The following is a 22,389-nucleotide window of genomic DNA, read 5'->3' as shown; positions in this document are numbered from 1 at the left end:
TCCGCAGTGCCGGGAGCGCGGCTCCGGGCGGTCGTCGCGAGGCCGGTCGATAGGCTCCCGGCATGGCCGCACCCGCCCTGGACCCCACCGGCTCACCGCCGGTGGACCGGCGTGTCGCGGCCGATCCGGCCCGGGTCGCCCGGCGGCTCGGACTCACCGGGGCGCTGCTCATGGCGATCGGCGCCCTCGGCGCCGGGGCGCTGCCCGTGCCCAACCCGCTCAACGGCCTGCGGCTGATCGGGCTCCCCGCCCGGAACGCCACGCTGGCCCTCGCGCTGACCTACGCCGGCATGGGCATGCTGGTGCTCGCCTGGCTGTGGATCGGGCGGATGCTCTCCGCCCGCGGCGCGGTCCCGCCCGCGCCGGACCGGCTCTCGATCGGCCGCGCCGGCATCCTCTGGGCGCTCCCGCTGGCGCTGGCGCCCCCGCTGTTCTCCAAGGACGTCTACAGCTACCTCGCCCAGTCGGCGATCGTGGCGCGCGGCCTCGACCCGTACGTCCTCGGCCCGGCGCAGGCCCTCGGTGTCGACGACCCGCTGACCCGCACCATCCCCACGATCTGGCGGGAGACGCCGGCGCCCTACGGGCCGCTGTTCCTCGTCGTCGGGCGCGGGATCACGGCCCTGACGGGCAACGACGTCGTGTTCGGCGTGCTGGCCCATCGCGTGCTGGCGCTGGGCGGCGTGGCCCTGATCCTCTGGGCGCTGCCCAAGCTGGCCCGCCGCTGCGGCGTGGAACCCGGCCTGGCGCTGTGGCTCGGCGCGGCCAACCCGCTGGTGCTGTTCCACCTGGTCAGCGGCATCCACAACGAGGCGCTGATGCTCGGCCTGCTGCTCGCCGGCCTGCACCTGGCCCTGGGCGAGCGGGACGTCCCGGTCCCGTGGCCGCGCTGGGTCGCCGGGGCGGTGCTCATCACGCTGGGCGCCTCGGTGAAGCTGCCGGCGCTGCTCGCCCTCGGGTTCCTCGGGACGGACCTGGCCCGGCGGTGGGGCGGGCGGGTGCGCGACGTCGCGGTGGCGGCCGGCGCCCTCGCCGGCGTGGCCGTGGCGGTCTACGCCGTGCTCGGCTTCGGCACCGGCCTGGGGTTCGGCTGGATCTCCACCCAGGGCACGGCGAACTCGATCCGCAGCTGGATGTCGTTGTCCACCGACCTCGGCCAGCTCTCCGGGCAGCTCGGCATCCTCGCCGGTCTCGGCGACCACACGGACACCACGCTCACCCTCACCCGCGGGCTGGGCGGGCTCGCTGCGGCCGCGGCCTGCGGCTGGCTGCTGTGGCTGTGCCTCAAGGGCCGGGTCGACCCGGTGACGGGCGTGGGCGCCGGGCTGGGTGCCGTCGTGCTGCTGGGGCCGGTGGTGCACCCCTGGTACCTGCTGTGGGCCGCGATCCCGCTCGCCGCCACCCGCGGGATGCCGCGCTACCGGCGCTTCGCCCTGGCCGCCTCGGCGGTGATCGCGGTGATGGTCCCGCCCACCGGGGCGGACTTCAACTTCCGCGCCTACCAGCTGCCCTTCGGGATCGTGGCGGGGGCCGTGATCCTGCTCGTCGGGCTGCTGCTGGTGCGGCGCGCCCTGGGCCGCGAGGCGGCCCGCGATCCGGGTGCCGCGCCCGCCGCCCGGACCCCTGCCTAGACTCGACGGTTGTGCAGATCCCCCCGTCGGCCCGGTCGGGCGAGGCCGTTCCGGACGCTGCCGCGGACAGACCAGACAGAGCCGACAGCGCCGCGGACACCGCCGTGTCCGTGCGCGGCCTGGTCAAGCGGTTCGGCGCGACCACGGCCGTCGCGGGGCTGGACCTGACCCTGCGCCGTGGCACGGTGCTCGCGCTGCTCGGTCCCAACGGGGCGGGCAAGACCACCACGATCGAGGTCTGCACCGGCTTCCAGCGCGCCGACGAGGGCGAGGTCCGCGTGCTCGGGCTCGACCCGGCCGGCGCGCCCGACGCGCTGCGGGCGCGGATCGGGATCATGCCGCAGGGCGGTGGCGCCTACCCCGGCGTCAAGGCGGGCGAGATGCTGCGGCTCGTCGCCGCCTGCGCCGCGAACCCGCTCGACCCGGCCTGGCTGATCGACGTGCTGGGCCTCACGGGCGCCACCCGGACCCCCTACAAGCGGCTCTCCGGTGGTCAGCAGCAGCGGCTCGCCCTGGCGTGCGCGGTCGTCGGGCGGCCCGAGGTCGTGGTGCTCGACGAGCCGACCGCCGGCCTGGATCCGCAGGCCCGCCGGGTCGTGTGGGAGCTCGTCTCCGCGCTGCGCCGGGACGGGGTCGGGGTCCTGCTGACCACCCACCTCATGGAGGAGGCCGAGGCCCTCGCCGACGAGGTCGTGATCGTCGACCACGGGCGGGTCGTCGCGGCCGGCAGCCCCACCGAGCTCACCGCCGGGGGCGACGAGCAGGAGCTGCGGTTCCGCGCCCGCACCGGCATGGACGTCGAGGCCCTCACCGCCGCGCTGCCCGCCGGCTACCGCGCGGCCGAGACCGTGGCGGGCCGCTACGTCGTCCGCGGGCGCATCGACCCGCACGTCCTGTCCGCGATCACCGGCTGGTGCGCCGGCCAGGGCGCCCTCGCCGACGACGTCCAGGTGGCGCGGCGCAGCCTCGAGGACGTCTTCCTGGACCTGACCGGACGGGAGCTGCGGTCGTGACCGAGCTGTTCGCACCCGGCACCTTCACCCCCGCCCCCGGGCGGGGCCGGCTCGGCCGGATGCTGCTGGCCCAGGCGGGCACCGAGACCCGGCTGGCGCTGCGCAACGGCGAGCAGGTGCTGCTCACCCTGCTGATCCCCGTCGTGCTGCTCGTCGGGCTGTCGGTGCTGCGGGTGGTCCCGCTGCCCGAGCCGCGGGTGAACTCGGTGGTGCCGTCGGTGCTGGCGCTGGCGGTGATGTCCACCGCCTTCACCAGCCAGGCCATCGCGCTGGGCTTCGACCGGCGCTACGGCGTGATCCGGCGGCTCGCCGCCACCGCCCTGCCGCGGTGGCTCCTGGTGGCGGGCCGGCTCGCCGCGGTGCTGGCCGTGGTCGTGGTGCAGCTGGTCGTCCTCGGCGTGGTCGCGGCGCTGCTCGGCTGGCGGCCCGACGCCGCCGGCGTGGGCTGGGCCCTGCTGATGCTGCTGCTGGGCTGCGCCGCGTTCGGCGCGCTGGGGATCCTGCTGGGCGGCACGCTGCGGGCCGAGATCGTGCTGGCCGTGGGCAACCTCGTGTGGTTCGTGCTGCTGCTGGGGGGCGGCATCGTGATCCCGCTCGACCAGCTGCCGTCGGGGGTCGCCGCGGTGGCCGCCGCGCTGCCGTCGGGCGCACTGGCCGAGGGGCTGCGCGCGCCGCTGGTCGCCGGCACCGCCCCCGGGATCGGGCCGGTCCTGGTGCTGGTCGCGTGGGCCGTCGTGGCCGGCGGGGTCGCGGTGAAGGCCGTCCGTCTGCGCTGAGGCGCATCTTCTACCATCTGTAGTGTGAACCTCCTGCGGCGCGTGCCGGCGACGTCCCCGCTCTGGATGCGGCGGCTGGCGATCCTGGCGCTGATCGGTCAGGCCGGGATCATGGTCACCGGTGCCGTGGTCCGGGTGACCGGCTCCGGCCTGGGCTGCCCGACGTGGCCCAACTGCTTCCCCGGCTCCCTGGTCCCCGAGCCGCACCCCGAGATCGCCACGCTCACCCAGTGGACCGAGTTCGGCAACCGGCTGCTGTCGGCGTTCCTCGTGGTCGTGTCCATCGTGACCTTCCTCGCCGCGCTCACCGTGCGCCCGCGCCGCCGCCGGCTCACCTGGCTCGCGCTGGCGATGCCCCTCGGTGTGGTCGCGCAGGCGGTCATCGGCGGGATGACGGTGCTCGCCGGTCTGGTGTGGTGGAGCGTGATGCCGCACTTCCTGGCCTCGACGATCCTGGTCTGGCTGGCCGTCCAGCTCATCGACGAGGCCACTGCGGGCGGTCCCGTGACCCGGACCGTCCCGCGGCCGGTGCGCCTGCTGACCGTGGTCAGCACCGTGGTGCTCGGCGGCCTGCTGGTCGCCGGCACCCTCGTCACGGCCGCGGGTCCGCACGCCGGCGACGCCGCCACCCCGCGTCTGGGCATCGGCGTGCCCGCGCTGGCCCAGCTGCACGCGGACCTGCTCTTCGCCTACCTCGGGCTGGTCGTCGGCCTCGGCTTCGCGCTGTGGACGGCCGGCGCCGACGCCCGTCTGAAGCGCCGCTTCGGCCTGCTCGTGGCGGTCGTGCTGGCGCAGGGTGCTCTCGGCGGCGTCCAGTACGCGCTGGGTGTGCCCGAGGTGCTGGTGGCCCTGCACGTGCTCGGTGCGGCTCTGACCACCGCCGCCGCCGCGGGGGTCTGGGCGGCCACGAGTCACCGCGCGCCCGCCCCGGCGACCGTCGAGGCCCCGACCACCGAGCCCACCCTCGCCGCCAGCCGCTGAGGCGCCTGCGCCTCCTGCCTGAGCCGCCCTCGGGTCCCCGCGGCCGGGACGGCCTTCCCGTGGGCCGGCGCCGGGCCGGCGCTGTTCGGGCTTCCACGACGGCCGGGCTCAGCCCGCCCGGCGGCTCGCCCGCACGGTGAGCGCGACCGCGACCAGCGCCAGCACCGCGACGATGCCCGAGAACACCACGCCCGCCGGCACCAGCCCGAACGCCTGGGAGGCCGCACCGACGCCGATCACCGGCAGCGAGATGGCCACGTAGAGGACCAGGAAGAAGGTCGCGACCACCGCGCCGCGCACGGCCTGCGGGGCCCGCGAACCGACCGCGCCCAGCCCGGCCCGGAAGCTCATCCCCTGGCCCAGCCCCGCGATCGCGGCGCCGATGCAGAACACGGCGAGCGAGGCCGTCGCGATGCCGGTCCCGATCAGCGCGGCGCCGACGGCCAGCCCGCCGCAGCCGCCCGGCAGCGCCACCCGCTCGGGCACGGCACCCGACAGCACCTGGCCCAGCGCCGACGCGCCCAGCATCACGAACACCACGAGCCCGACGACGACATGGCCGGGCCGGCCCATCACCTGGACCAGCACGGACGGCGACACCGCGGTGAACAGGCCCAGCACGGCGAACCCCGCGAACCCGCCGACGGCGGCCCGCACGAACACCCCGCGCACCTCCGGCGGCACCCCGCCGACCTTCAGCGGCTCGATCCGGAACGATCCCCGCTCCTCGACGGGCTCGGGGACGAACCACAGCGCCACCGCCGCGACGACCACCAGCGCGGCGTGCACGAGGTACGACAGGTCGAGGGGCAGCGGCGCGTACTCGGCGAGGATCCCGGCCAGCACGGGCCCGAGACCCAGCCCCAGCATGTTGACGGCGGCCGCGACGAGCCCCGCCCGCGCCTTCCGGTCCTCGCGGGCCAGGTCGATGATCGTCGCCGTGGCCGTGCCGGTGAACACGCCCGCGGAGATCCCCGACAGGAAGCGCCCCACGAACAGCGCCGGCTCCGCGGGGATCAGGAACACCAGCGAGCTGACCACCGCCGCCGCCAACCCGACGAGCAGCACGGGCCGGCGCCCGATCCGGTCGGAGAGGTTGCCGAGCACCACCAGGGCGGCGGCGACGCCCACGGCGTAGGTCGCGAAGACGACCGTGACCATGAGCCCGCCGAACCCGTACCGCTGCTCGTAGAGCGGGTACAGCGGCGTCGGCAGCGTGGTGCCGATCATCGTGACGACGAACGTCACGGCGACCACCGCGGTCCCGGCGCCCCTGCTCATCACCGGCCGCCCGGCCGTCGCTGCCGTCCGTGCTGACGTCACTCGTCTCCCCTTCCGTCGTGCCGCGACCATTGTCGGCGCACCGCGGCGGACCGCTGGAGCCCTCCCCTCCGGACGGACGGGACACGGACGGGACGGTGTAGGTATGGCACGTGTCCGATGCTCCGACCGAACCCGAGTCCCCGTTCGCCGACCCGCAGTCGTTCGTCGCGCTCCCCCGTCTCGCCGGGCTGGCCCTCTCCCCCGACGGGTCGCGGCTGGTCACCACGGTCGCCGGCCTCGACCGCGACCGGACCGCGTGGCGGCCCGCGCTGTGGGAGGTCGACCCGACGGGCAAGGCGCCGGCACGCCGGCTCACCCGCGGCCCGAAGGGCGAGTCCTCGCCCGTCTTCACCCCCGAGGGTGACCTCCTCTTCGTCTCCGCGCGCGTCGATCCCGACGCGGCGCCCGAAGCCCCCGACACGGCGGCGCTGTGGACGCTGCCCGCGGGTGGCGGCGAGGCGCACGTCGTCCGGACCCGTCCGGGCGGGATCGCCGCGCCGCACGTCGCCCGCGAGGCGGGCACCGTGCTGGTGACCTCGGCGACCCTCCCAGGAGCCGTGACCGGCGAGGACGACGCCGCCCGCCGCAAGGCGCGCAGCGAGAAGAACATCGCGGCGATCCTGCACGACGGCTACCCGGTCCGGTTCTGGGATCACGACCTCGGCCCCGACGAGGCCCGGCTGCTGGCGGCCCACCCGGGTGCGCCGTGGACCGACCTCACCCCGGCGCCCGGACGCACGCTCGTCGACACCACCGCCGACATCGCGTCCGACGGCCGCACCGCGGTGAGCGGCTGGAGCGTGTCCGACGGCCGCGGCGCGTCCCGCGCGGTCGTGGTCGCGTTCGACACCACCACCGGCGAGCGCCGCATGCTGCTCGACGACGCGGACCACGACTACGGCACCCCGCGCGTCAGCCCCGACGGCCGGACCGTCGCCGCGGTCCGCACCCGTCGCTCCACCCCGGAGCGGGCCCCGCGGATGACGCTCGTCCTGGTCCCGCTCGCCGGCGGCCAGCCCAGCGAGCTCGCCGCCGACTGGGACCGGTGGCCGGGCGAGCTGACCTGGACCCCGGATGCGTCCGCGCTCATCGTCACGGCCGACGAGCAGGGCCGCGCCCCGCTGTTCCGCGTCGAGGTCGGCACGGGCGCCGTCACGCGGCTGACCGGCGACCACGGCGCCTACACCGACCCCGTCGTCTCCCCCGACGGCACGAGCGTCTACGCGCTGCGCTCGGCCGTCGACAGCCCGCCCGCCCCGGTCCGGCTCGACGCGCACGCCGCCTACCAGGAGCCCACGCCGCTGCCCGGCCCCGCCGAGGCACCGACGTTGCCGGGCACTCTCACCGAGGTCACCGTCACCGCGGAGGACGGATCGCCGCTGCGCGCCTGGCTCGTGCTGCCGGACACCGACGGGCCCGCCCCGCTCCTGCTGTGGGTCCACGGCGGCCCGCTGAGCAGCTGGAACGCCTGGCAGTGGCGGTGGAACCCGTGGCTGATGGCGGCCCGCGGCTACGCCGTGCTGCTGCCGGACCCGGCGCTGTCCACCGGCTACGGCCAGGACTTCGTGCAGCGCGGCTGGGGCGCGTGGGGCGGCCCGCCGTTCACCGACCTGATGGCGATCACGGACGCGGCGGCGGCGCTGCCGGAGGTCGATGCCTCCCGCACCGCGGCCATGGGCGGCTCGTTCGGCGGCTACATGGCCAACTGGATCGCCGGGCACACCGACCGCTTCCGCGCGATCGTCACGCACGCCAGCCTGTGGGCGCTCGACCAGTTCGGCCCGACCACGGACTTCGCCGACTACTGGCTCATCGAGATGACGCCGGAGATGGCGGCGGCGAACAGCCCGCACCACCACGTCGACGCGATCACCACGCCGATGCTGGTGATCCACGGCGACAAGGACTACCGCGTCCCGATCGGCGAGGGCCTGCGGCTGTGGTGGGACCTGCAGTCCCGCGTCGCGGACCCCGCGGAGAACCCGCACCGGTTCCTGTACTTCCCGGACGAGAACCACTGGGTGCTCACGCCCCAGCACGCCGCGCTCTGGTACGAGACCGTGTACGCCTTCCTGGCCCACCACGTCCTCGGCGCGCCGTGGCGGACGCCCGACCTGCTGCGCTGAGGCCCGCCGGAACACCGAACCCCACATCCCGGGCGACGGGGATGTGGGGTTCGGTGGACGGGACGTGCCGACCCGCGGGTCGGGAGCGGGGTCAGAAGACGGTGGGCAGCCCGATCGCGGCGTCGACGGCGATGGTGAGGAAGAGGCCGCAGAGGTAGAGGTTGGACAGGTGGAACAGCCGCATCGGCGCCACCTCCCGGCCCGCCTTGACCCCGGCGTGCAGCCGGTGCGCGGTGATCACGAAGTAGGCGCCTCCGGCCAGCGCGAACGCGGCGTAGACCCACGAGGTGACCGGCAACAGCAGGAACGTCCAGAGCGCCATCACCCACGAGTAGGCGACGATCCGCACCGACACCTGCCGAGGCGTGGCCACGACCGGCAGCATCGGCACCTCGGCGGCCGCGTAGTCGTCCTTGTACTTCATGGCCAGCGCCCAGAAGTGCGGCGGCGTCCAGAAGAAGATGACGCCGAACATCACCAGCGCGGGCCACCCGACCGTGCCGGTGACGGCCGACCAGCCGATGACCACCGGCATGCACCCCGCTGCGCCGCCCCACACGATGTTCTGCGACGTCCGTCGCTTGAGCACCAGCGTGTAGACGAGCACGTAGAACGCGATCGCGGCCACCGACAGCAGCGCCGACAGCAGGTTCGTGGTGGCCCACAACCAGAGCGCCGACAGCGCGCCGAGCACCAGGCCGAAGATCAGCGCGTTGCGCCGCGGCACCTCGCCGCGGGCGGTGGGCCGGCGCGACGTGCGCTTCATCTTGGCGTCGATGTCCGCGTCGACCACGCAGTTCAGCGCGTGCGCGCTCGCGGCGGCCATCGCACCGCCGACGAGCGTGGCCAGGATCAGCCAGACCGAGGGGATCGCGCGCTGGGCGAGGATCATCGCCGGCACCGTGACCACGAGCAGCTGCTCGATGATGCGGGTCTTGGTCAGACCGAGATAGGCGCGCACCGTGTCCCGGAACCGCGCCAGCCGGCCGCGGGCCGCCGGCCCCGGGGGTCCCGTCCGGTCGGGCCTCTCGGCCGCTCCCCGGTGTGAGACGGGTGCGCTCACCAGTTGCTACCTCGCTCGCCGACGGACAGTGGTGGGTGCCGCGTCCACCGGCCCGTGTCGAACCCACAGCCCACGGACCGACTTCTACAACGCGTCGATGCTAACCGGTGGAGTGCGCGCCGGGGTCCCCGGGTAGTCCGGTCGGTGAGAGCTGAGTGGCCGACCGACTCCGGTGGGGGCGCCGGCTACCCCGCGAGGGCTATTGTCCGGGGCGAGCCGGACGCGCCGATCGGACCACGTCGCGGAAGCCGTGGCGGGGCGGGGGGCATGGACGACACCCCGCCGGGTAGATCGGCGCTCCCCACCCACGAGGACAGGAGCTTCAGGCGTGTCTGTGACGGAGCCCGACATCGCTGCACTGACCCGCGCGCATGTCCCGGACGACTGGACCGAGCTGGACAAGCGGGCCGTCGACACGATCCGCGTGCTCGCCGCCGACGCCGTGCAGAAGTGCGGGAGCGGCCACCCCGGCACCGCGATGAGCCTCGCGCCGCTCGCATACCTGCTCTACCAGCGCGTGATGCGCCACGACCCGACCGACCCGGGCTGGGTCGGGCGCGACCGGCTCGTGCTCTCCGCCGGCCACTCCAGCCTCACCCTCTACATCCAGCTCTTCCTCGCCGGCTACGGCATGGAGATGGAGGACCTCGAGGCGCTGCGGACCTGGGGCTCCAAGACCCCGGGACACCCGGAGCTCGAGGCGACCCCCAACGGCGTCGAGATGACGACCGGTCCGCTCGGCCAGGGCCTGTCCTCCGCGGTCGGCATGGCCGTCGCCTCGCGGCGCGAGCGAGGCCTGTTCGACCCGGACACGCCCGAGGGCGCCTCGCCGTTCGACCACTTCATCTACGTCATCGCCTCCGACGGGGACATCGAGGAGGGCGTGACCAGCGAGGCGTCGTCCTTCGCGGGCCGCCAGGAGCTGGGCAACCTCGTCGTCTTCTACGACGACAACCAGATCTCCATCGAGGACGACACCACCATCGCGCTGTCCGAGGACACCGCGAAGCGGTACGAGGCGTACGGCTGGCACGTCCAGGTCGTCGAGGGCGGCGAGAACGTCAGCGGCATCCTCGAGGCGATCGAGAACGCCAAGGCCGAGACCACCCGCCCGTCGTTCATCCTGCTCCGGACGGTCATCGGCTATCCGGCACCCACCAAGATGAACACCGGCAAGGCGCACGGCTCCGCGCTGGGTGCCGACGAGGTCGCCGAGGTGAAGCGCATCCTGGGCTTCGACCCGGACAAGAGCTTCCAGATCGCCCCCGAGGTGCTCGAGCACACCCGCTCGGTCGGCGAGCGGCAGGGCGGCGCCATCGACCACTGGCGCAACGCCTTCGACGACTGGGCCATGCGCGAGCCGGAGCGCAAGCAGCTGTTCGACCGGCTGCTGGCCAACGCCCTGCCGGAGGGCTGGGCCGACGCGCTGCCCACCTGGGAGCCGGACGCCAAGGGCCTGGCCACGCGCAAGGCGTCGGGCGAGGTGCTGAAGGCCCTGGCCCCGGTGCTCCCGGAGCTGTGGGGCGGCTCGGCCGACCTGGCCGAGAGCAACAACACCACCATGGAGGGCGCCGACTCGTTCGGCCCCAAGAGCGCCGCCACCAAGATGTGGAACGCCAACCCCTACGGCCGCACGCTGCACTTCGGCGTCCGCGAGCACGCGATGGGCGCGATCCTCAACGGCATCGCCCTGCACGGGCCGACCCGCCCCTACGGCGGCACGTTCCTGCAGTTCAGCGACTACATGCGGCCCGCGGTGCGGCTCGGGTCACTGATGAAGAGCGCGGCCATCTTCGTGTGGACGCACGACTCGATCGGCCTCGGCGAGGACGGCCCCACGCACCAGCCGATCGAGCACCTCGCCGCGCTGCGCGCCATCCCGAACCTCTCGGTGCTGCGGCCGGCCGACGCCAACGAGACCGCCGCCGGCTGGAAGGCCACGATCGAGTGGCAGGACGGCCCCGTCGGCATGGCGCTCACCCGCCAGAACGTGCCCACCCTGGAGGGCACGTCGGCCGAGGGCGTCAAGAAGGGCGGCTACGTGCTGGCCGACGCCTCGAACGGCGACCCGCAGGTCGTGATCATCGCCACCGGTTCCGAGGTCCGGCTGGCGGTCGCCGCCCGGAAGACCCTCGAGGCCGACGGCGTTGCCACTCGTGTGGTGTCCATGCCCTGCGTGGAGTGGTTCGACGCGCAGGACGCCGCGTACCGCGACTCCGTGCTCCCGCCGTCGGTGAAGGCGCGGGTCGCGGTCGAGGCGGGCATCGCGATGCCGTGGTACCGGTTCGTCGGCGACGCCGGGCGGATCGTGAGCATCGAGCACTACGGCGCCAGCGCCGACGCGGCCACGCTCTTCGAGAAGTTCGGCTTCACGCCGGAGGCCGTCGTGGACGCGGCCCGGGCGAGCCTCGGCAAGTCCTGAACCCGCCACCTGAAGAAGGAGTACCGGCAATGAGCACCAACGAACGGCTCGCCGCGCTGTCCGAGGCGGGCGTCTCCATCTGGCTCGACGACCTGTCGCGCGAGCGGCTCACCTCGGGGAACCTCATCGAGCTGATCAACGAGCGCTCCGTCGTCGGCGTCACCACCAACCCGACCATCTTCGCGTCGGCGCTGAAGAACGGCGAGGCCTACAACACGCAGGTCAACGAGTTGGCGGGCCGCGGCGCGGACGTCGCCGCGGCGATCCGCGAGATCACCGTGGCCGACGTCCAGCAGGCCTGCGACGTCTTCAGCGGCACCTGGGAGGCCACGAACGGGATCGACGGACGCGTGTCGCTCGAGGTCGACCCCACCCTGGCCCGCGACACCGAGGCCACCGTCGCCCAGGCGCTCGACCTGTGGAAGGCCGTCGACCGGCCGAACCTGCTGGTCAAGATCCCGGCGACCGAGCCCGGCCTGCCGGCCATCACCCGCGCGCTGGCCGAGGGCGTGAGCGTGAACGTCACGCTGATCTTCTCGGTCGAGCGGTACGAGGCCGTCATGGAGGCGTTCCTCGCCGGCCTGGAGCAGGCTGACGAGAACGGCCAGGAGCTGGCCCGGATCGCGTCGGTCGCCTCGTTCTTCGTGTCCCGGGTGGACACCGAGATCGACGCGCGGCTGGACAAGATCGGCACGGACGAGGCCAAGGCGCTCAAGGGCAAGGCGGGCGTCGCGAACTCGCGCCTGGCCTACGCCGCCTACGAGGAGGTCTTCGGCTCCGACCGGTGGGCCGCGCTGGAGGCCAGGGGCGCCCGGCGGCAGCGGCCGCTGTGGGCCTCGACCGGCGTGAAGAACCCGGAGTACCCGGACACGCTCTACATCACCGAGCTCGTGGTCCCGAACGTCGTCAACACCATGCCGGAGAAGACCCTGCAGGCCTTCGCCGACCACGGCGAGGTCGAGGGCGACAAGGTGACCGGCACCGCCGCCGAGGCGCAGCAGGTGTTCGACGACCTCGAGCGCGTCGGCATCGACCTCACGGACGTCTTCCTCACCCTCGAGAACGAGGGCGTCGACAAGTTCGAGAAGTCGTGGTCCGAGCTGCAGGAGTCGGTGCGGCAGCAGCTCGACGCCGCCAAGTAGGCCGACCGGCGATCCCAGGAGGCTCACCCCCGTGACCTCGCGACCCGCCGTCGGGCTCCCCGTCGTGGAGCTCGGCGGCGGTTCCCGTACCGGCACCGGTCCGCTGGCCCGCGAGGCCCGCCGGGTCGCCGCCGAGCTCGCGACGGACGTCGTCGCGTCCCGGATCACCGACGCGGACCCCTCCGCCTGGGGCCCGGGCGCGGGCGACGGCCTGGGCTGGGCCGCGCTGCCCCGCACCTCGCGCCCGCTGATCGGGCAGGTCGACGCCCTTCGCGAGGCCTTCCGCGTGGAAGGTGCCGCGCGTGTGCTGCTCGTGGGCGACGCGCGGTGGACCCTCGGCGCGCAGGTCCTGGCCGGCGAGTCCGGCCTGCTCCGGGTGCTCGACTCCCCCGACCCCGGCGCCGTCTCGCACGCGCTGGCCACCGACCTGAGCGGCACCGTGCTGGTCGTGGCCGACCCCGCGGGCGACACGCCCTGGATCGCGGCCGTCCACGAGCTGCTCACCGCGGCGGTCGCAGAGGAGATCGGCCCGCGCCGCGCGGCCGAGCGCACCGTGGTGCTCACCGAGGCCAGCTCGCCGCTCGACGAGAGCGCGCGGGCCGCCGGATCCGTGGTGATCACCACCGAGCGGGACGTCCCCGGCGCCTGGTCCGTCCTCGGCGCCCCCGGGCTGGTCCCCGCCGGGCTGGCCGGGGCGCCGGTCGGCGAGGTGCTCGACGACGCCCGGGCCGTGGCCGAGCTGCTCACCGCCGACGAGCCGGAGAACCCCGCACTGGAGCTCGCCGGCGTGCTGGTCGCCGTCGGGGCGGGTGCCGTGCGGCTCGATCCCGCGGCGGGCCCGCCCGCGCTGGCGGAGTGGGTCGCCGCGCTCGTCGCCGCGGCCGGCGGTTCGCCCGTGCTCGTCGACGCCGGCGACCCGGAGGGGCTGCCCGACGGCCCGACCCTGGCGCCCGCCACCGCCCGGCATCCGGACGCGGCACCCGACGACCTGTCGGAGCTGCTCGACGGGCGGAGCGGGGGCAGCCACGGCGGGACGGGCGATGCTGGACCCGAACCGGACCTCGGGACGGACGAGGACGACGACCCCGACGACCCCGACGCGACACTCGGCGACGAGGTCGTGCGCACCGGCGGGCCGTTGGGCGCCGAGCTGCTGCTGTGGCAGTACGCCGCGGCGGCCGCCGCCCGGCTGCTCGACGGGGAGGCGTTCGGCCCGGAGGCCCCGGCCACCGGCGGGGCGGCCGCGCCGGAGACCCTCGCGCGACGCGGTTCGGACGGTCTCGTCGACATCCACGCCGCGGACCCGCTCGACGCCGCGGGCGACGATCCCGGCGCCGCGCTGCAGGCCCTCGTCGATGCCGTCCCGCCGGGCGGCCACCTGGCGCTGTCCGTGTGGCTCGACCCGGCCGACGACGCGTCCGTCGCGGTGCTGCGCGGCGAGCTGGCCCGGCGCGCGGGCGTGCCGGTGACGTTCGGGTGGGGTCCGCGGGACCGCGGGGTGCTCGCCCCGTTCCGCCGCGACGACCCCCGACCGGGTGCTCTGTGCCTGGTCACGGGCGACCCGCCGGACGATCTCGTTCCCGATCCCGGGGCCTGGCTGACTAGTCTGGCGCTGACCGAGGCAGGCGGCGTCGCGGCCGACGTCGCGGCACGGGGCGTCCCCGTGCTGCGGCTGCACCTCACGGACCGGGTGGCCGGGCTCGTCTCGCTCGCCCGCGCGGTCCAGGGACTGCGCACGGGCCCCGCCACCCGGGGCCCCCGAGCGAGCTGACCGAGCCGACCGACCCGAGCCGACCGACCCGAGCCGAGACCGAGCCGAGAGACGGAGCGTGTCATGACCAGCGGGACCAAGGGCATCCCCGCAGCGACCGCGAACTGGGTGAATCCGCTGCGGGACCCCCGCGACAAGCGACTCCCCCGCATCGCGGGCCCGTGCGGGCTCGTGATCTTCGGTGTGACCGGCGACCTGTCGCGCAAGAAGCTCATGCCGGCCATCTACGACCTCGCCAACCGCGGGCTGCTGCCGCCGGGCTTCGCGCTCACCGGCTTCGCCCGCCGGGACTGGGACGAGCAGGACTTCGGCCAGGTCGTCCACGAGGCCGTGAAGCAGCACGCGCGCACGCCGTTCCGCCAGGAGGTGTGGGACCGGCTCGCCGAAGGCTTCCGGTTCGTGCAGGGCACCTTCGACGACGACGACGCCTTCGACCGGCTCGAGCAGACCGTGCGCGACCTCGACCGGGTCCGCGGCACCGGCGGCAACCACGCCTTCTACCTGTCGATCCCGCCGTCGGCCTTCCCCGTGGTGTGCAAGCAGCTGGCGCGGTCCGGCCTGTCCGCGCAGAACGCCGACCAGTGGCGCCGCGTGGTCATCGAGAAGCCCTTCGGCCACGACCTGGCGTCGGCCAAGGAGCTCAACGCGATCGTCAACGACGTCTTCCCCGAGGACTCGGTCTTCCGGATCGACCACTACCTCGGCAAGGAGACGGTGCAGAACGTCCTGGCGCTGCGCTTCGCCAACCAGCTGTTCGAGCCGATCTGGAACAGCCACTACGTCGACCACGTGCAGATCACCATGGCCGAGGACATCGGCCTGGGCGGGCGCGCGGGGTACTACGACGGCATCGGCGCGGCCCGGGACGTCATCCAGAACCACCTGCTGCAGCTGCTCGCGTTCACGGCGATGGAGGAGCCGACCTCCTTCTCCTCCGACGAGCTGCGCGCCGAGAAGATCAAGGTGCTGCGGGCCACGAAGCTGGTCCAGCCGCTCGACGAGACCACCGCCCGCGGGCAGTACAGCGGCGGCTGGCAGGGCGGCGAGCTGGTCCGCGGGCTCAAGGAGGAGGAGGGCTACGACCCGAACTCCACCACCGAGACCTACGCCGCGATCACCTGCGAGATCGAGACCCGGCGCTGGGCGGGCGTGCCCTTCTACCTGCGCACGGGCAAGCGCCTCGGCCGCCGGGTCACCGAGATCGCGGTGATCTTCAAGCGGGCTCCGCACCTGCCGTTCGACTCCACGATGACCGAGGAGCTGGGGCAGAACGCGCTGGTCATCCGGGTGCAGCCGGACGAGGGCGTGACGATGCGGTTCGGGTCGAAGGTGCCGGGCAGCCAGATGGAGGTCCGGGACGTCACGATGGACTTCGGCTACGGCACGGCGTTCACCGAGGCCTCCCCGGAGGCCTACGAGCGGCTGATCCTCGACGTGCTGCTCGGCGAGCCCTCGCTGTTCCCGGTGAACGAGGAGGTCGAGCGGTCCTGGGAGATCCTCGACCCGGTCATCGAGCACTGGCACGCACTGCCGGAGGGGCCGCCGCCCTACCCCGCGGGCTCGTGGGGCCCCGAGCAGGCCAACGAGATGCTCGCCCGGACCGGCCGCACCTGGCGCCGGCCGTGAGCGTGCGACCGGCCGCATCGACCTGCCCCTAGTCCCCGAGGAGCTCCGAGAATGATCGTCGACCTGCCGTCGAGCAACACCTCGGCGGTCAACAAGAAGCTGGTCGAGCTGCGCGAGCGCGGCGGCGTGCTCGCCCTCGGCCGCGTCCTGACCCTCGTCGTCGTCACGGACGACGGGACCGGGATCGAGAGCGCCATCGAGGCCGCGAACACCGCGAGCCGCGAGCACCCGTGCCGCGTGATCGTCCTGGCCCGGGGCCAGCGCAAGGCCGCGGCCCGGCTGGACGCGCAGATCCGGGTCGGCGGCGACGCCGGCGCCAGCGAGGTGATCGTGCTGCGCGGGTACGGCGCGCTGGCCGGTGGCGAGGCCGGAGCCGGCATGGTGATGCCGCTGCTGCTGCCCGACGCCCCCGTCGTCGCGTGGTGGCCGGAGGACGCGCCGGCCGTGCCCGCCGAGGACCCGATCGGCCAGCTCGCCCAGCGCCGCATCACCGACGCCCTGTCGTCGAAGAACCCGATCAAGGCGTTCGAGCAGCGCCGGGCGAACCATGTCGCCGGCGACACCGACCTCACCTGGACCCGGCTCACCCAGTGGCGCGCGCTGCTGGCCGCCGCGCTGGACTTCCCGCCGCACGACCAGGTCACCGGCGCGCTCGTCGCGGGCGAGCAGGTCTCGCCGTCGACCGACCTGCTGGCGGGCTGGCTGGTCACCCGGCTCGGGGTGAAGGTCAAGCGGTCCCCCGCCGCGCGCGGCGAGGGTATGTCGCTGGTCCGCCTCACCCGGGCGTCCGGTCCCGTCGAGCTGGTCCGGCCGGACGGCAAGACGGCCACGCTGTCCCAGCCCGGCCAGCCCGACCGGTTGATCGCGCTGGCCCGCCGGGGGGTGCCGGACTGCCTCGCCGAGGAGCTGCGCCGGCTCGACCCGGACGACACCTACGGCGAGGCCCTCGCCGGCGTCGACAACGTCTCCCGCGGCCGGACGGCGGTGCAGGTGTGAGCGGCGGTGCCCCCGAGATCGCGATCCACTCCGACGCCGACGTCCTGGCCGCGGCCACCGCGGCCCGGCTGGTGACCCGGCTCGTCGACCTGCAGGCCACCGGGAGCATCCCGCGGCTCGTGCTGACCGGCGGCGGCGTGGGCACCCAGCTGCTCGCCCACATCCGGGACTCGCCGGCGCGGGCCGCGGTGGACTGGTCGCGCGTGGAGTTCTACTGGGGCGACGAGCGGTTCCTGCCCGCCGGCGACCCGGAGCGCAACGAGACCCAGGCCCGCGAGGCGCTGCTCGACCACGTCGACGTCGACCCGGCGCTGGTCTACCCCATGGGGGCGGACGTGGGCACCGGGCCGTCCGGCGCCGACGAGGCGGCCGCGGAGTACGCCGACCTGCTCGTCCGGAAGGCCCGGCCCGAGGACCACGGCGACGTGCCGGCCTTCGAGATCATGCTCCTGGGCATGGGCGGCGAGGGGCACACCGCGTCGGTCTTCCCCGAGTCACCGGCGGTCTACGAGGCCGAGCGGACCGTCATCCCGGTCTACAACTGCCCGAAGCCCCCGCCGACCCGGGTCTCGCTGTCGCTGCCCGCCATCCGGACCTCGCAGGAGGTCTGGATCGTGACGGCCGGCGAGGAGAAGGCCGCCGCCGTCAGCATGGCGCTGGGCGGCGCGGGCGAGGTCGCGATCCCGGTCGCGGGCGCCCGCGGCCGGCTGCGCACCCGGTGGCTCCTCGACCGTGCGGCGGCGTCGAAGCTGCCCTCGGACCTGCGCAACCCCTGAACGGCGGCACCGTGCGCCACCTGGTCGTCGACGGCGCCAACGTGGTCGGCTCCCGCCCGGACGGGTGGTGGCGCGACCGGGCGGGCGCGGCGTCCCGGCTCGCCGCCCAGCTCGCCGGCGCCCGGGACGCGGGAGCGTTGGTGTCGCTCGGCGACCGGGTCCTGCTCGTGCTGGAGGGCGCGGCCAAGCGGGCCGCGGTCCCCGAGGACCTCGAGGTCCTGCTCGCACCCGCGGACGGGGACTCGGCGATGGTCGAGCTGGCGCACGACCTCGGCGAACGGGACGAGGACGTGTGCGTGGTGACCGCGGACCGCGAGCTCACGCGGCTCCTCCACGCCGTCGGCGCCAGCACGGTGAAACCCCGCGCCCTCCTCGCCCTCCTCCCGCGCTGACCGCAGGCAGCGGCCGGAGTGGACGACGCCGGTGGGCGAGCTCGAATCCACGGGGTCCGCGGCGATGAGTTCCTCCGGTCCGGACCGTCTTCCCTGGGACGGCAACCCGACGCCCGTGACGAGGAGACCCCGATGAAGCAGATCGCCACCTGCCTGTGGTTCGACGGCCAGGCGCAACCGGCCGCGGAGTTCTACACCTCCGTGTTCCCGAACTCGGAGATCACCGAGATCCAGCGCTACCCGGAGGGCGCACCCGGGCCCGCCGGAGAGGTCATGATCGTGTACTTCACCCTCGACGGGCGCGAGTTCGCCGGGCTCAACGGCGGCCCGCAGTTCCCGCACAGCGAGGCGATCTCGTTCGTCGTCCCCTGCGAGAGCACCGAGGAGATCGACCGGTACTGGGACGCGCTGATCGAGGGCGGCCAGCCCCAGCCGTGCGGATGGCTGAAGGACAAGTTCGGCGTCTCGTGGCAGGTCGTGTCGCTCGAGGCCGAGGAGTGGATGAAGGACCCCGACACCGCGGCGGCCAACCGGACCATGCAGGCGATGCTCTCGCAGTTCGGCAAGCCCGACGTCGAGGCGATGCGCAAGGCCTACCTCGGCGAGACCACGGACGCGTGAGCGGCCGGGGTGCCGATCTCCGCGGAACCTAAGCTGACCGCATGCGCATCGGCACCCCGCTCGCCCCCTCCGCGACCCGCGTCATGCTGCTCGGCGCCGGCGAGCTCGGGAAGGAGGTCGTGATCGCCTTCCAGCGGCTGGGCGTCGAGGTCGTGGCGGTCGACCGCTACCCGGACGCGCCCGGCCACCAGGTCGCCCACCGCGCCCACGCGATCGACATGACCGACCCGGTCGCGCTCACGGCAGTGATCGAGCAGGAGCAGCCGCAGTACGTCATCCCCGAGATCGAGGCGATCGCGACGACCGCCCTGCTGGCGGTGGAGGAGGCCGGCACGGCCACGGTCGTGCCGACCGCCCGCGCCACCCGCCTGACGATGGACCGCGAGGGCATCCGCCGGCTCGCCGCCGAGGAGCTCGGACTGCCCACCTCGCCCTACGCGTTCGCCGACTCGCTCGACGAGGTGAGCGCCGCGATCGACGACGGCATCGGGTTCCCGTGCGTGCTCAAGCCGGTGATGTCGTCGTCGGGCAAGGGGCAGTCGGTGCTGCGCTCCGCGGCGGACCTGGGGCCGGCATGGGACTACGCGATGGCGGGCGGCCGGGTCGCCGGCACCCGGGTCATCGTCGAGGGCTTCGTCGACTTCGACTACGAGATCACCCAGCTGACCGTGCGGGCAGCCGACGGGACCCACTTCTGCGCGCCCATCGGGCACCTCCAGGAACACGGGGACTACGTCGAGTCGTGGCAGCCCCAGCCGATGTCGGAAGCCGCCGCAGCAGCGGCCCGGGACGTCGCCGGCAGGATCACCGAGGCGCTCGGCGGTCGCGGGGTCTTCGGCGTCGAGCTGTTCGTGCGGGGCGACGAGGTGCTCTTCTCCGAGGTCTCCCCGCGACCGCACGACACCGGGCTGGTCACGCTCGCGACCCAGCGGCTGTCGGAGTTCGAGCTGCACGCCCGCGCCGTGCTGGGCCTCCCGGTCGACGTCTCCCTCCGCTCCCCCGGCGCCTCGGCGGTGATCTACGGCGGGGTCGACGCGAAGGCCGTCGGCTTCGAGGGGGTCGACGCCGCGCTGGCCGTGCCCGGCACCGACGTCCGGCTCTTCGGCAAGCCCGAGAGCTTCGCGACGCGGCGGATGGGCGTCGCGGTGGCCGCGGCCGACGACGTCGAGACCGCCCGATCGCGGGCGACGGAGGCCGCCGGACTCGTCCGCGTCGTCGTGGACTGACCGGTCAGGTGCTGGGCACCGTGCCCGGCGGCAGGTCCCGCTGCCCGTCCGCGGTGCGGTGCCGGTGCCAGTGCGGGGGCGTGAGGTGGATCTGCGCGGCGTAGACGACCCAGCCGGCCACCGACAGTCCCAGCCACGTGATCAGGCGGTAGACCAGCACCGTCGCCGCGGCGGGTGCGAGCGGCGCGCCGGCGGCGAGCAGGACGCCGAGCAGCCCGGTCTCGGCCAGGCCGGCACCGCCGGGCAGCACCTGCAGCGCGATGCTGAGCTGGACGACGAGGAAGCCGAGGGCCAGGGTCGTCCACCGCGCGTCGAGCCCGAGGGCCTCGGCACAGGAGTGCAGGGCGAGGAAGTCCCCCGCCCAGCTGGCCAGCGCCGTGACGGTGAGCACCAGCCACTGCAGGGGCGTGGGGTGCAGGATGTCGATCCGCTCGGTCAGCCGGTTCGCGGTGGCCTCCGGGTCCGAGGCCCAGCTGTGGCGGCAGTCGTGGCACACGCCTGGCACCCGACGCCACAGGTGGACGAGGCCGAGCAGGATCCGGTGCAGCACCGAGGCGTGCGTGAGCACCGACCAGAACCCCATCGTCCCGACGGTGATCGCGGCCGCGACGAGCAGGGCCAGCCACATCGGCATCCAGCCGGCCGACCCGACGATGAAGACCGCGCCGACCAGCAGGACGATCGTCGACAGGGCCCCGGGCAGGAACACCGACCACGAGGCCAGCGCGGCGTCGACCCCGCGGCTGCGGAGCCGGGCGATCGAGTAGGCGAGCGCCCCGGCACCGCCCACGACCGGGACGGTGTTGGCGATCGCGTTCTCCGCGAACGTGATGGCCTGGACCGTGCGGGCCGGCACCCGCGCGCCGCCGATCACCAGCATGCGCCGGTGCAGCTCGCCGTAGAGCATGAGCGCGGCCACCGCGAGCAGCACGGCGAGCCCGAGCCAGCCGGGCCGCATGTGGGACAGCGGGTCGCCGGCCTCCCGGACCGCGCGGACCATGTCCGGCATCTGCCACGCGATGTAGCCCAGCGCGGCCACGACCAGGATCCAGTGCAGCACCGTCTTGAGGTGGTGCAACGGCCAGGACAGCGCCGCCGACAGGGCCGAACGCAGTCGCACTGCCGCCATCGACCCTCCCCCGGTGCTCCGCCTCCGACCCAGGCTAAACCTCGGGCGGCCGGACGACCCCGGTCCCGCGCTCAGCCCTGCTCCTCCGGCAGCCGGCCGTTGTTGTGGTCGTCGTAGGCCGACAGGTCGAGGAAGCCGTGCCCGCTGTAGTTGAAGAGGATCACCTTCTCCTCGCCGGTCTCCTTGGCGGCCAACGCCTCGTCGATCGCGGCCCGGACCGCGTGCGCGCACTCCGGCGCCGGGATCTTCCCCTCGACCCTGGCGAACTGGACCGCCGCCTCGAACACCTTGCCCTGCGGGTAGGCCGTCGCCTCCATCCGACCGGCCTTGACCAGTGCGGACACCAGCGGCGAGTCGCCGTGGTACCGCAGCCCGCCCGCATGGATGGACGGCGGCACGAACTCGTGCCCGAGGGTGTACATCGGCATCAGCGGGGTCAGCCCGGCGACGTCCCCGAAGTCGTACTCGAACCGGCCCCGGGTCAGTGTCGGGCAGGACAGCGGCTCGACGGCGAGCAGCCGCACGCCCGCGTCGGGCACGAACGGGAACGCGATCCCGCCCAGGTTGGAGCCGCCCCCGCAGGACGCGAGAACGACGTCCGGCAGCCGCTCCCCCGCCAGCTGCAGCTGCTCCTTGGCCTCGAGCCCGATCACGGTCTGGTGCAGCAGCACGTGGTTGAGCACCGAGCCGAGCGCGTAGTGCGTGTCCGCGCGGCCCACGCAGTCCCGCACGGCGTCGGAGATCGCGGAGCCGAGCGAGCCGGGGTGGTCCGGTTCGTCCACCGGGGACGGGACCACGGAACCGCCCCAGGTCTCCATCGCGATCCGGCGGTACGGCTTCTGCTCGTAGGAGGCGCGGACCATGTAGACCTGCAGCTCCAGGTCGTACTGCGCGGCCGCGTAGGCCAGCGCGGTGCCCCACTGCCCGGCGCCGGTCTCCGTGGTGAGGCGGGTGATGCCCTCCTTGGCGTTGTAGAACGCCTGGGGCACGGCGGTGTTGGTCTTGTGGCTGCCCGACGGCGAGCCGGACTCGTCCTTGAAGTAGATCCGCGCGGGCGTGCCGAGCGCCTTCTCGAGCCGTTCGGCCCTGACCAGCGGGGTGGGGCGCCACAGCTTCAGGATGTCGAGGACCTCGCCCGGGACGTCGATCCACGGCGCGGTCGACACCTCCTGCCCGATGAGCTCCATCGGGAACAGCGGCGCCAGGTCGTCCGAGCCGACGGGCTGCCGGGTGCCGGGGTGCAGCGGTGGGTCCACCGGCTCCGGCAGGTGCGGCGCCACGTTGAACCAGGAGCTCGGGATCTCGTCCGGCGGCAGCGTCCAGCGACTCATGGCCCGCAGGCTAGCGATCACGACGCCCGGGTGTAAGGGTCGAC

At 74.2% G+C, this 22,389-nt stretch carries 18 protein-coding genes; 14 read left to right on the top strand and 4 right to left on the bottom strand.

Features of this window, described 5'->3' with window-relative positions:
• The first annotated feature begins 62 nt into the window (after nucleotides 1–62).
• The 4 genes from mptB (at nucleotide 63) to LWC33_RS00870 (ending at nucleotide 4,401) form a co-directional block, all read left to right on the top strand.
• Nucleotides 63–1,631, top strand: coding sequence for a polyprenol phosphomannose-dependent alpha 1,6 mannosyltransferase MptB (mptB, locus tag LWC33_RS00885; RefSeq protein ID WP_233302161.1), 1,569 nt, complete (start codon nucleotides 63–65; stop codon nucleotides 1,629–1,631).
• A 104-nt stretch (nucleotides 1,632–1,735) separates the two neighbouring features.
• Entirely contained in the window at nucleotides 1,736–2,644 is a 909-nt protein-coding gene (locus LWC33_RS00880; protein WP_233302160.1) for an ABC transporter ATP-binding protein, read from the top strand.
• A complete protein-coding gene (locus tag LWC33_RS00875) occupies nucleotides 2,641–3,420 on the top strand; it encodes an ABC transporter permease (protein WP_372476528.1) in 780 nt (259 codons plus the stop codon). The genes LWC33_RS00880 and LWC33_RS00875 overlap by 4 nt, the downstream gene beginning before the upstream one ends.
• A 24-nt stretch (nucleotides 3,421–3,444) precedes the next feature.
• A complete protein-coding gene (locus LWC33_RS00870) occupies nucleotides 3,445–4,401 on the top strand; it encodes a COX15/CtaA family protein (RefSeq protein WP_233302159.1) in 957 nt (318 codons plus the stop codon).
• 108 nt (nucleotides 4,402–4,509) lie between these two features.
• On the opposite strand, the gene LWC33_RS00865 is transcribed toward LWC33_RS00870, so the two are convergent.
• A complete protein-coding gene (locus LWC33_RS00865; RefSeq protein ID WP_233302158.1) occupies nucleotides 4,510–5,724 on the bottom strand; it encodes an MFS transporter in 1,215 nt (404 codons plus the stop codon).
• 110 nt (nucleotides 5,725–5,834) lie between these two features.
• Between LWC33_RS00865 and LWC33_RS00860 the strand changes: the two genes are divergently transcribed.
• Nucleotides 5,835–7,850, top strand: a complete 2,016-nt coding sequence (locus LWC33_RS00860; protein WP_233302157.1) for a S9 family peptidase — start codon at nucleotides 5,835–5,837, stop codon at nucleotides 7,848–7,850.
• 91 nt (nucleotides 7,851–7,941) lie between these two features.
• Here LWC33_RS00860 and LWC33_RS00855 read toward each other — a convergent pair whose 3' ends face one another.
• Complete coding sequence (locus LWC33_RS00855) at nucleotides 7,942–8,832, bottom strand: heme o synthase (RefSeq protein WP_233302259.1); 891 nt, start codon at nucleotides 8,830–8,832, stop codon at nucleotides 7,942–7,944.
• A gap of 409 nt (nucleotides 8,833–9,241) precedes the next feature.
• Here LWC33_RS00855 and tkt point away from each other — a divergent pair, with 409 nt between their 5' ends.
• The 9 genes from tkt to purT all read left to right on the top strand — a co-directional run bounded on the left by tkt (nucleotide 9,242) and on the right by purT (nucleotide 19,885).
• On the top strand, nucleotides 9,242–11,335 hold the full coding sequence (gene tkt / locus LWC33_RS00850) for a transketolase (protein ID WP_233302156.1): 2,094 nt from the start codon (nucleotides 9,242–9,244) through the stop codon (nucleotides 11,333–11,335).
• Between the two features lie 29 nt (nucleotides 11,336–11,364).
• Entirely contained in the window at nucleotides 11,365–12,477 is a 1,113-nt protein-coding gene (gene tal, locus LWC33_RS00845) for a transaldolase (RefSeq protein ID WP_233302155.1), read from the top strand.
• A gap of 31 nt (nucleotides 12,478–12,508) precedes the next feature.
• The gene (locus LWC33_RS00840; protein WP_233302154.1) at nucleotides 12,509–14,248 is read left to right on the top strand and encodes a hypothetical protein; all 1,740 of its coding nucleotides are present in this window, start codon (nucleotides 12,509–12,511) and stop codon (nucleotides 14,246–14,248) included.
• Between the two features lie 63 nt (nucleotides 14,249–14,311).
• The gene (zwf, locus tag LWC33_RS00835; RefSeq protein ID WP_233302153.1) at nucleotides 14,312–15,874 is read left to right on the top strand and encodes a glucose-6-phosphate dehydrogenase; all 1,563 of its coding nucleotides are present in this window, start codon (nucleotides 14,312–14,314) and stop codon (nucleotides 15,872–15,874) included.
• 51 nt (nucleotides 15,875–15,925) lie between these two features.
• On the top strand, nucleotides 15,926–16,870 hold the full coding sequence (gene opcA, locus LWC33_RS00830; protein WP_233302152.1) for a glucose-6-phosphate dehydrogenase assembly protein OpcA: 945 nt from the start codon (nucleotides 15,926–15,928) through the stop codon (nucleotides 16,868–16,870).
• On the top strand, nucleotides 16,867–17,646 hold the full coding sequence (gene pgl / locus LWC33_RS00825) for a 6-phosphogluconolactonase (protein WP_233302151.1): 780 nt from the start codon (nucleotides 16,867–16,869) through the stop codon (nucleotides 17,644–17,646). Before opcA ends, pgl begins: the two co-directional genes overlap by 4 nt.
• Before the next feature lie 11 nt (nucleotides 17,647–17,657).
• Nucleotides 17,658–18,038, top strand: a complete 381-nt coding sequence (locus LWC33_RS00820) for a PIN domain-containing protein (RefSeq protein ID WP_233302150.1) — start codon at nucleotides 17,658–17,660, stop codon at nucleotides 18,036–18,038.
• A gap of 132 nt (nucleotides 18,039–18,170) precedes the next feature.
• On the top strand, nucleotides 18,171–18,659 hold the full coding sequence (locus tag LWC33_RS00815) for a VOC family protein (protein ID WP_233302149.1): 489 nt from the start codon (nucleotides 18,171–18,173) through the stop codon (nucleotides 18,657–18,659).
• 41 nt (nucleotides 18,660–18,700) lie between these two features.
• Nucleotides 18,701–19,885, top strand: a complete 1,185-nt coding sequence (gene purT, locus LWC33_RS00810) for a formate-dependent phosphoribosylglycinamide formyltransferase (RefSeq protein WP_233302148.1) — start codon at nucleotides 18,701–18,703, stop codon at nucleotides 19,883–19,885.
• Between the two features lie 4 nt (nucleotides 19,886–19,889).
• Here purT and LWC33_RS00805 read toward each other — a convergent pair whose 3' ends face one another.
• The gene (locus tag LWC33_RS00805; protein WP_233302147.1) at nucleotides 19,890–21,014 is read right to left on the bottom strand and encodes a lysylphosphatidylglycerol synthase transmembrane domain-containing protein; all 1,125 of its coding nucleotides are present in this window, start codon (nucleotides 21,012–21,014) and stop codon (nucleotides 19,890–19,892) included.
• A gap of 71 nt (nucleotides 21,015–21,085) precedes the next feature.
• A complete protein-coding gene (locus LWC33_RS00800; RefSeq protein ID WP_233302258.1) occupies nucleotides 21,086–22,354 on the bottom strand; it encodes a TrpB-like pyridoxal phosphate-dependent enzyme in 1,269 nt (422 codons plus the stop codon).
• Between the last annotated feature and the right edge of the window lie 35 nt (nucleotides 22,355–22,389).

The sequence above is a fragment of the Pseudonocardia terrae genome (assembly GCF_021343995.1).
Lineage (GTDB): Bacteria > Actinomycetota > Actinomycetes > Mycobacteriales > Pseudonocardiaceae > Pseudonocardia > Pseudonocardia terrae.
Note: the sequence above shows the minus strand (reverse complement) of the source record. Positions and strands in the feature narration are given on the sequence as shown.

Excerpts from the sequence above, each read along its gene's own strand:
- purT (WP_233302148.1), top strand. The coding sequence starts at position 18,701 with ATGCGCATCGGCACCCCGCTCGCCCCCTCCGCGACCCGCGTCATGCTG.
- zwf (WP_233302153.1), top strand. The coding sequence starts at position 14,312 with ATGACCAGCGGGACCAAGGGCATCCCCGCAGCGACCGCGAACTGGGTG.
- mptB (WP_233302161.1), top strand. The coding sequence starts at position 63 with ATGGCCGCACCCGCCCTGGACCCCACCGGCTCACCGCCGGTGGACCGG.
- opcA (WP_233302152.1), top strand. The coding sequence starts at position 15,926 with ATGATCGTCGACCTGCCGTCGAGCAACACCTCGGCGGTCAACAAGAAG.
- tal (WP_233302155.1), top strand. The coding sequence starts at position 11,365 with ATGAGCACCAACGAACGGCTCGCCGCGCTGTCCGAGGCGGGCGTCTCC.
- LWC33_RS00815 (WP_233302149.1), top strand. The coding sequence starts at position 18,171 with ATGAAGCAGATCGCCACCTGCCTGTGGTTCGACGGCCAGGCGCAACCG.
- LWC33_RS00805 (WP_233302147.1), bottom strand. The coding sequence starts at position 21,014 with ATGGCGGCAGTGCGACTGCGTTCGGCCCTGTCGGCGGCGCTGTCCTGG.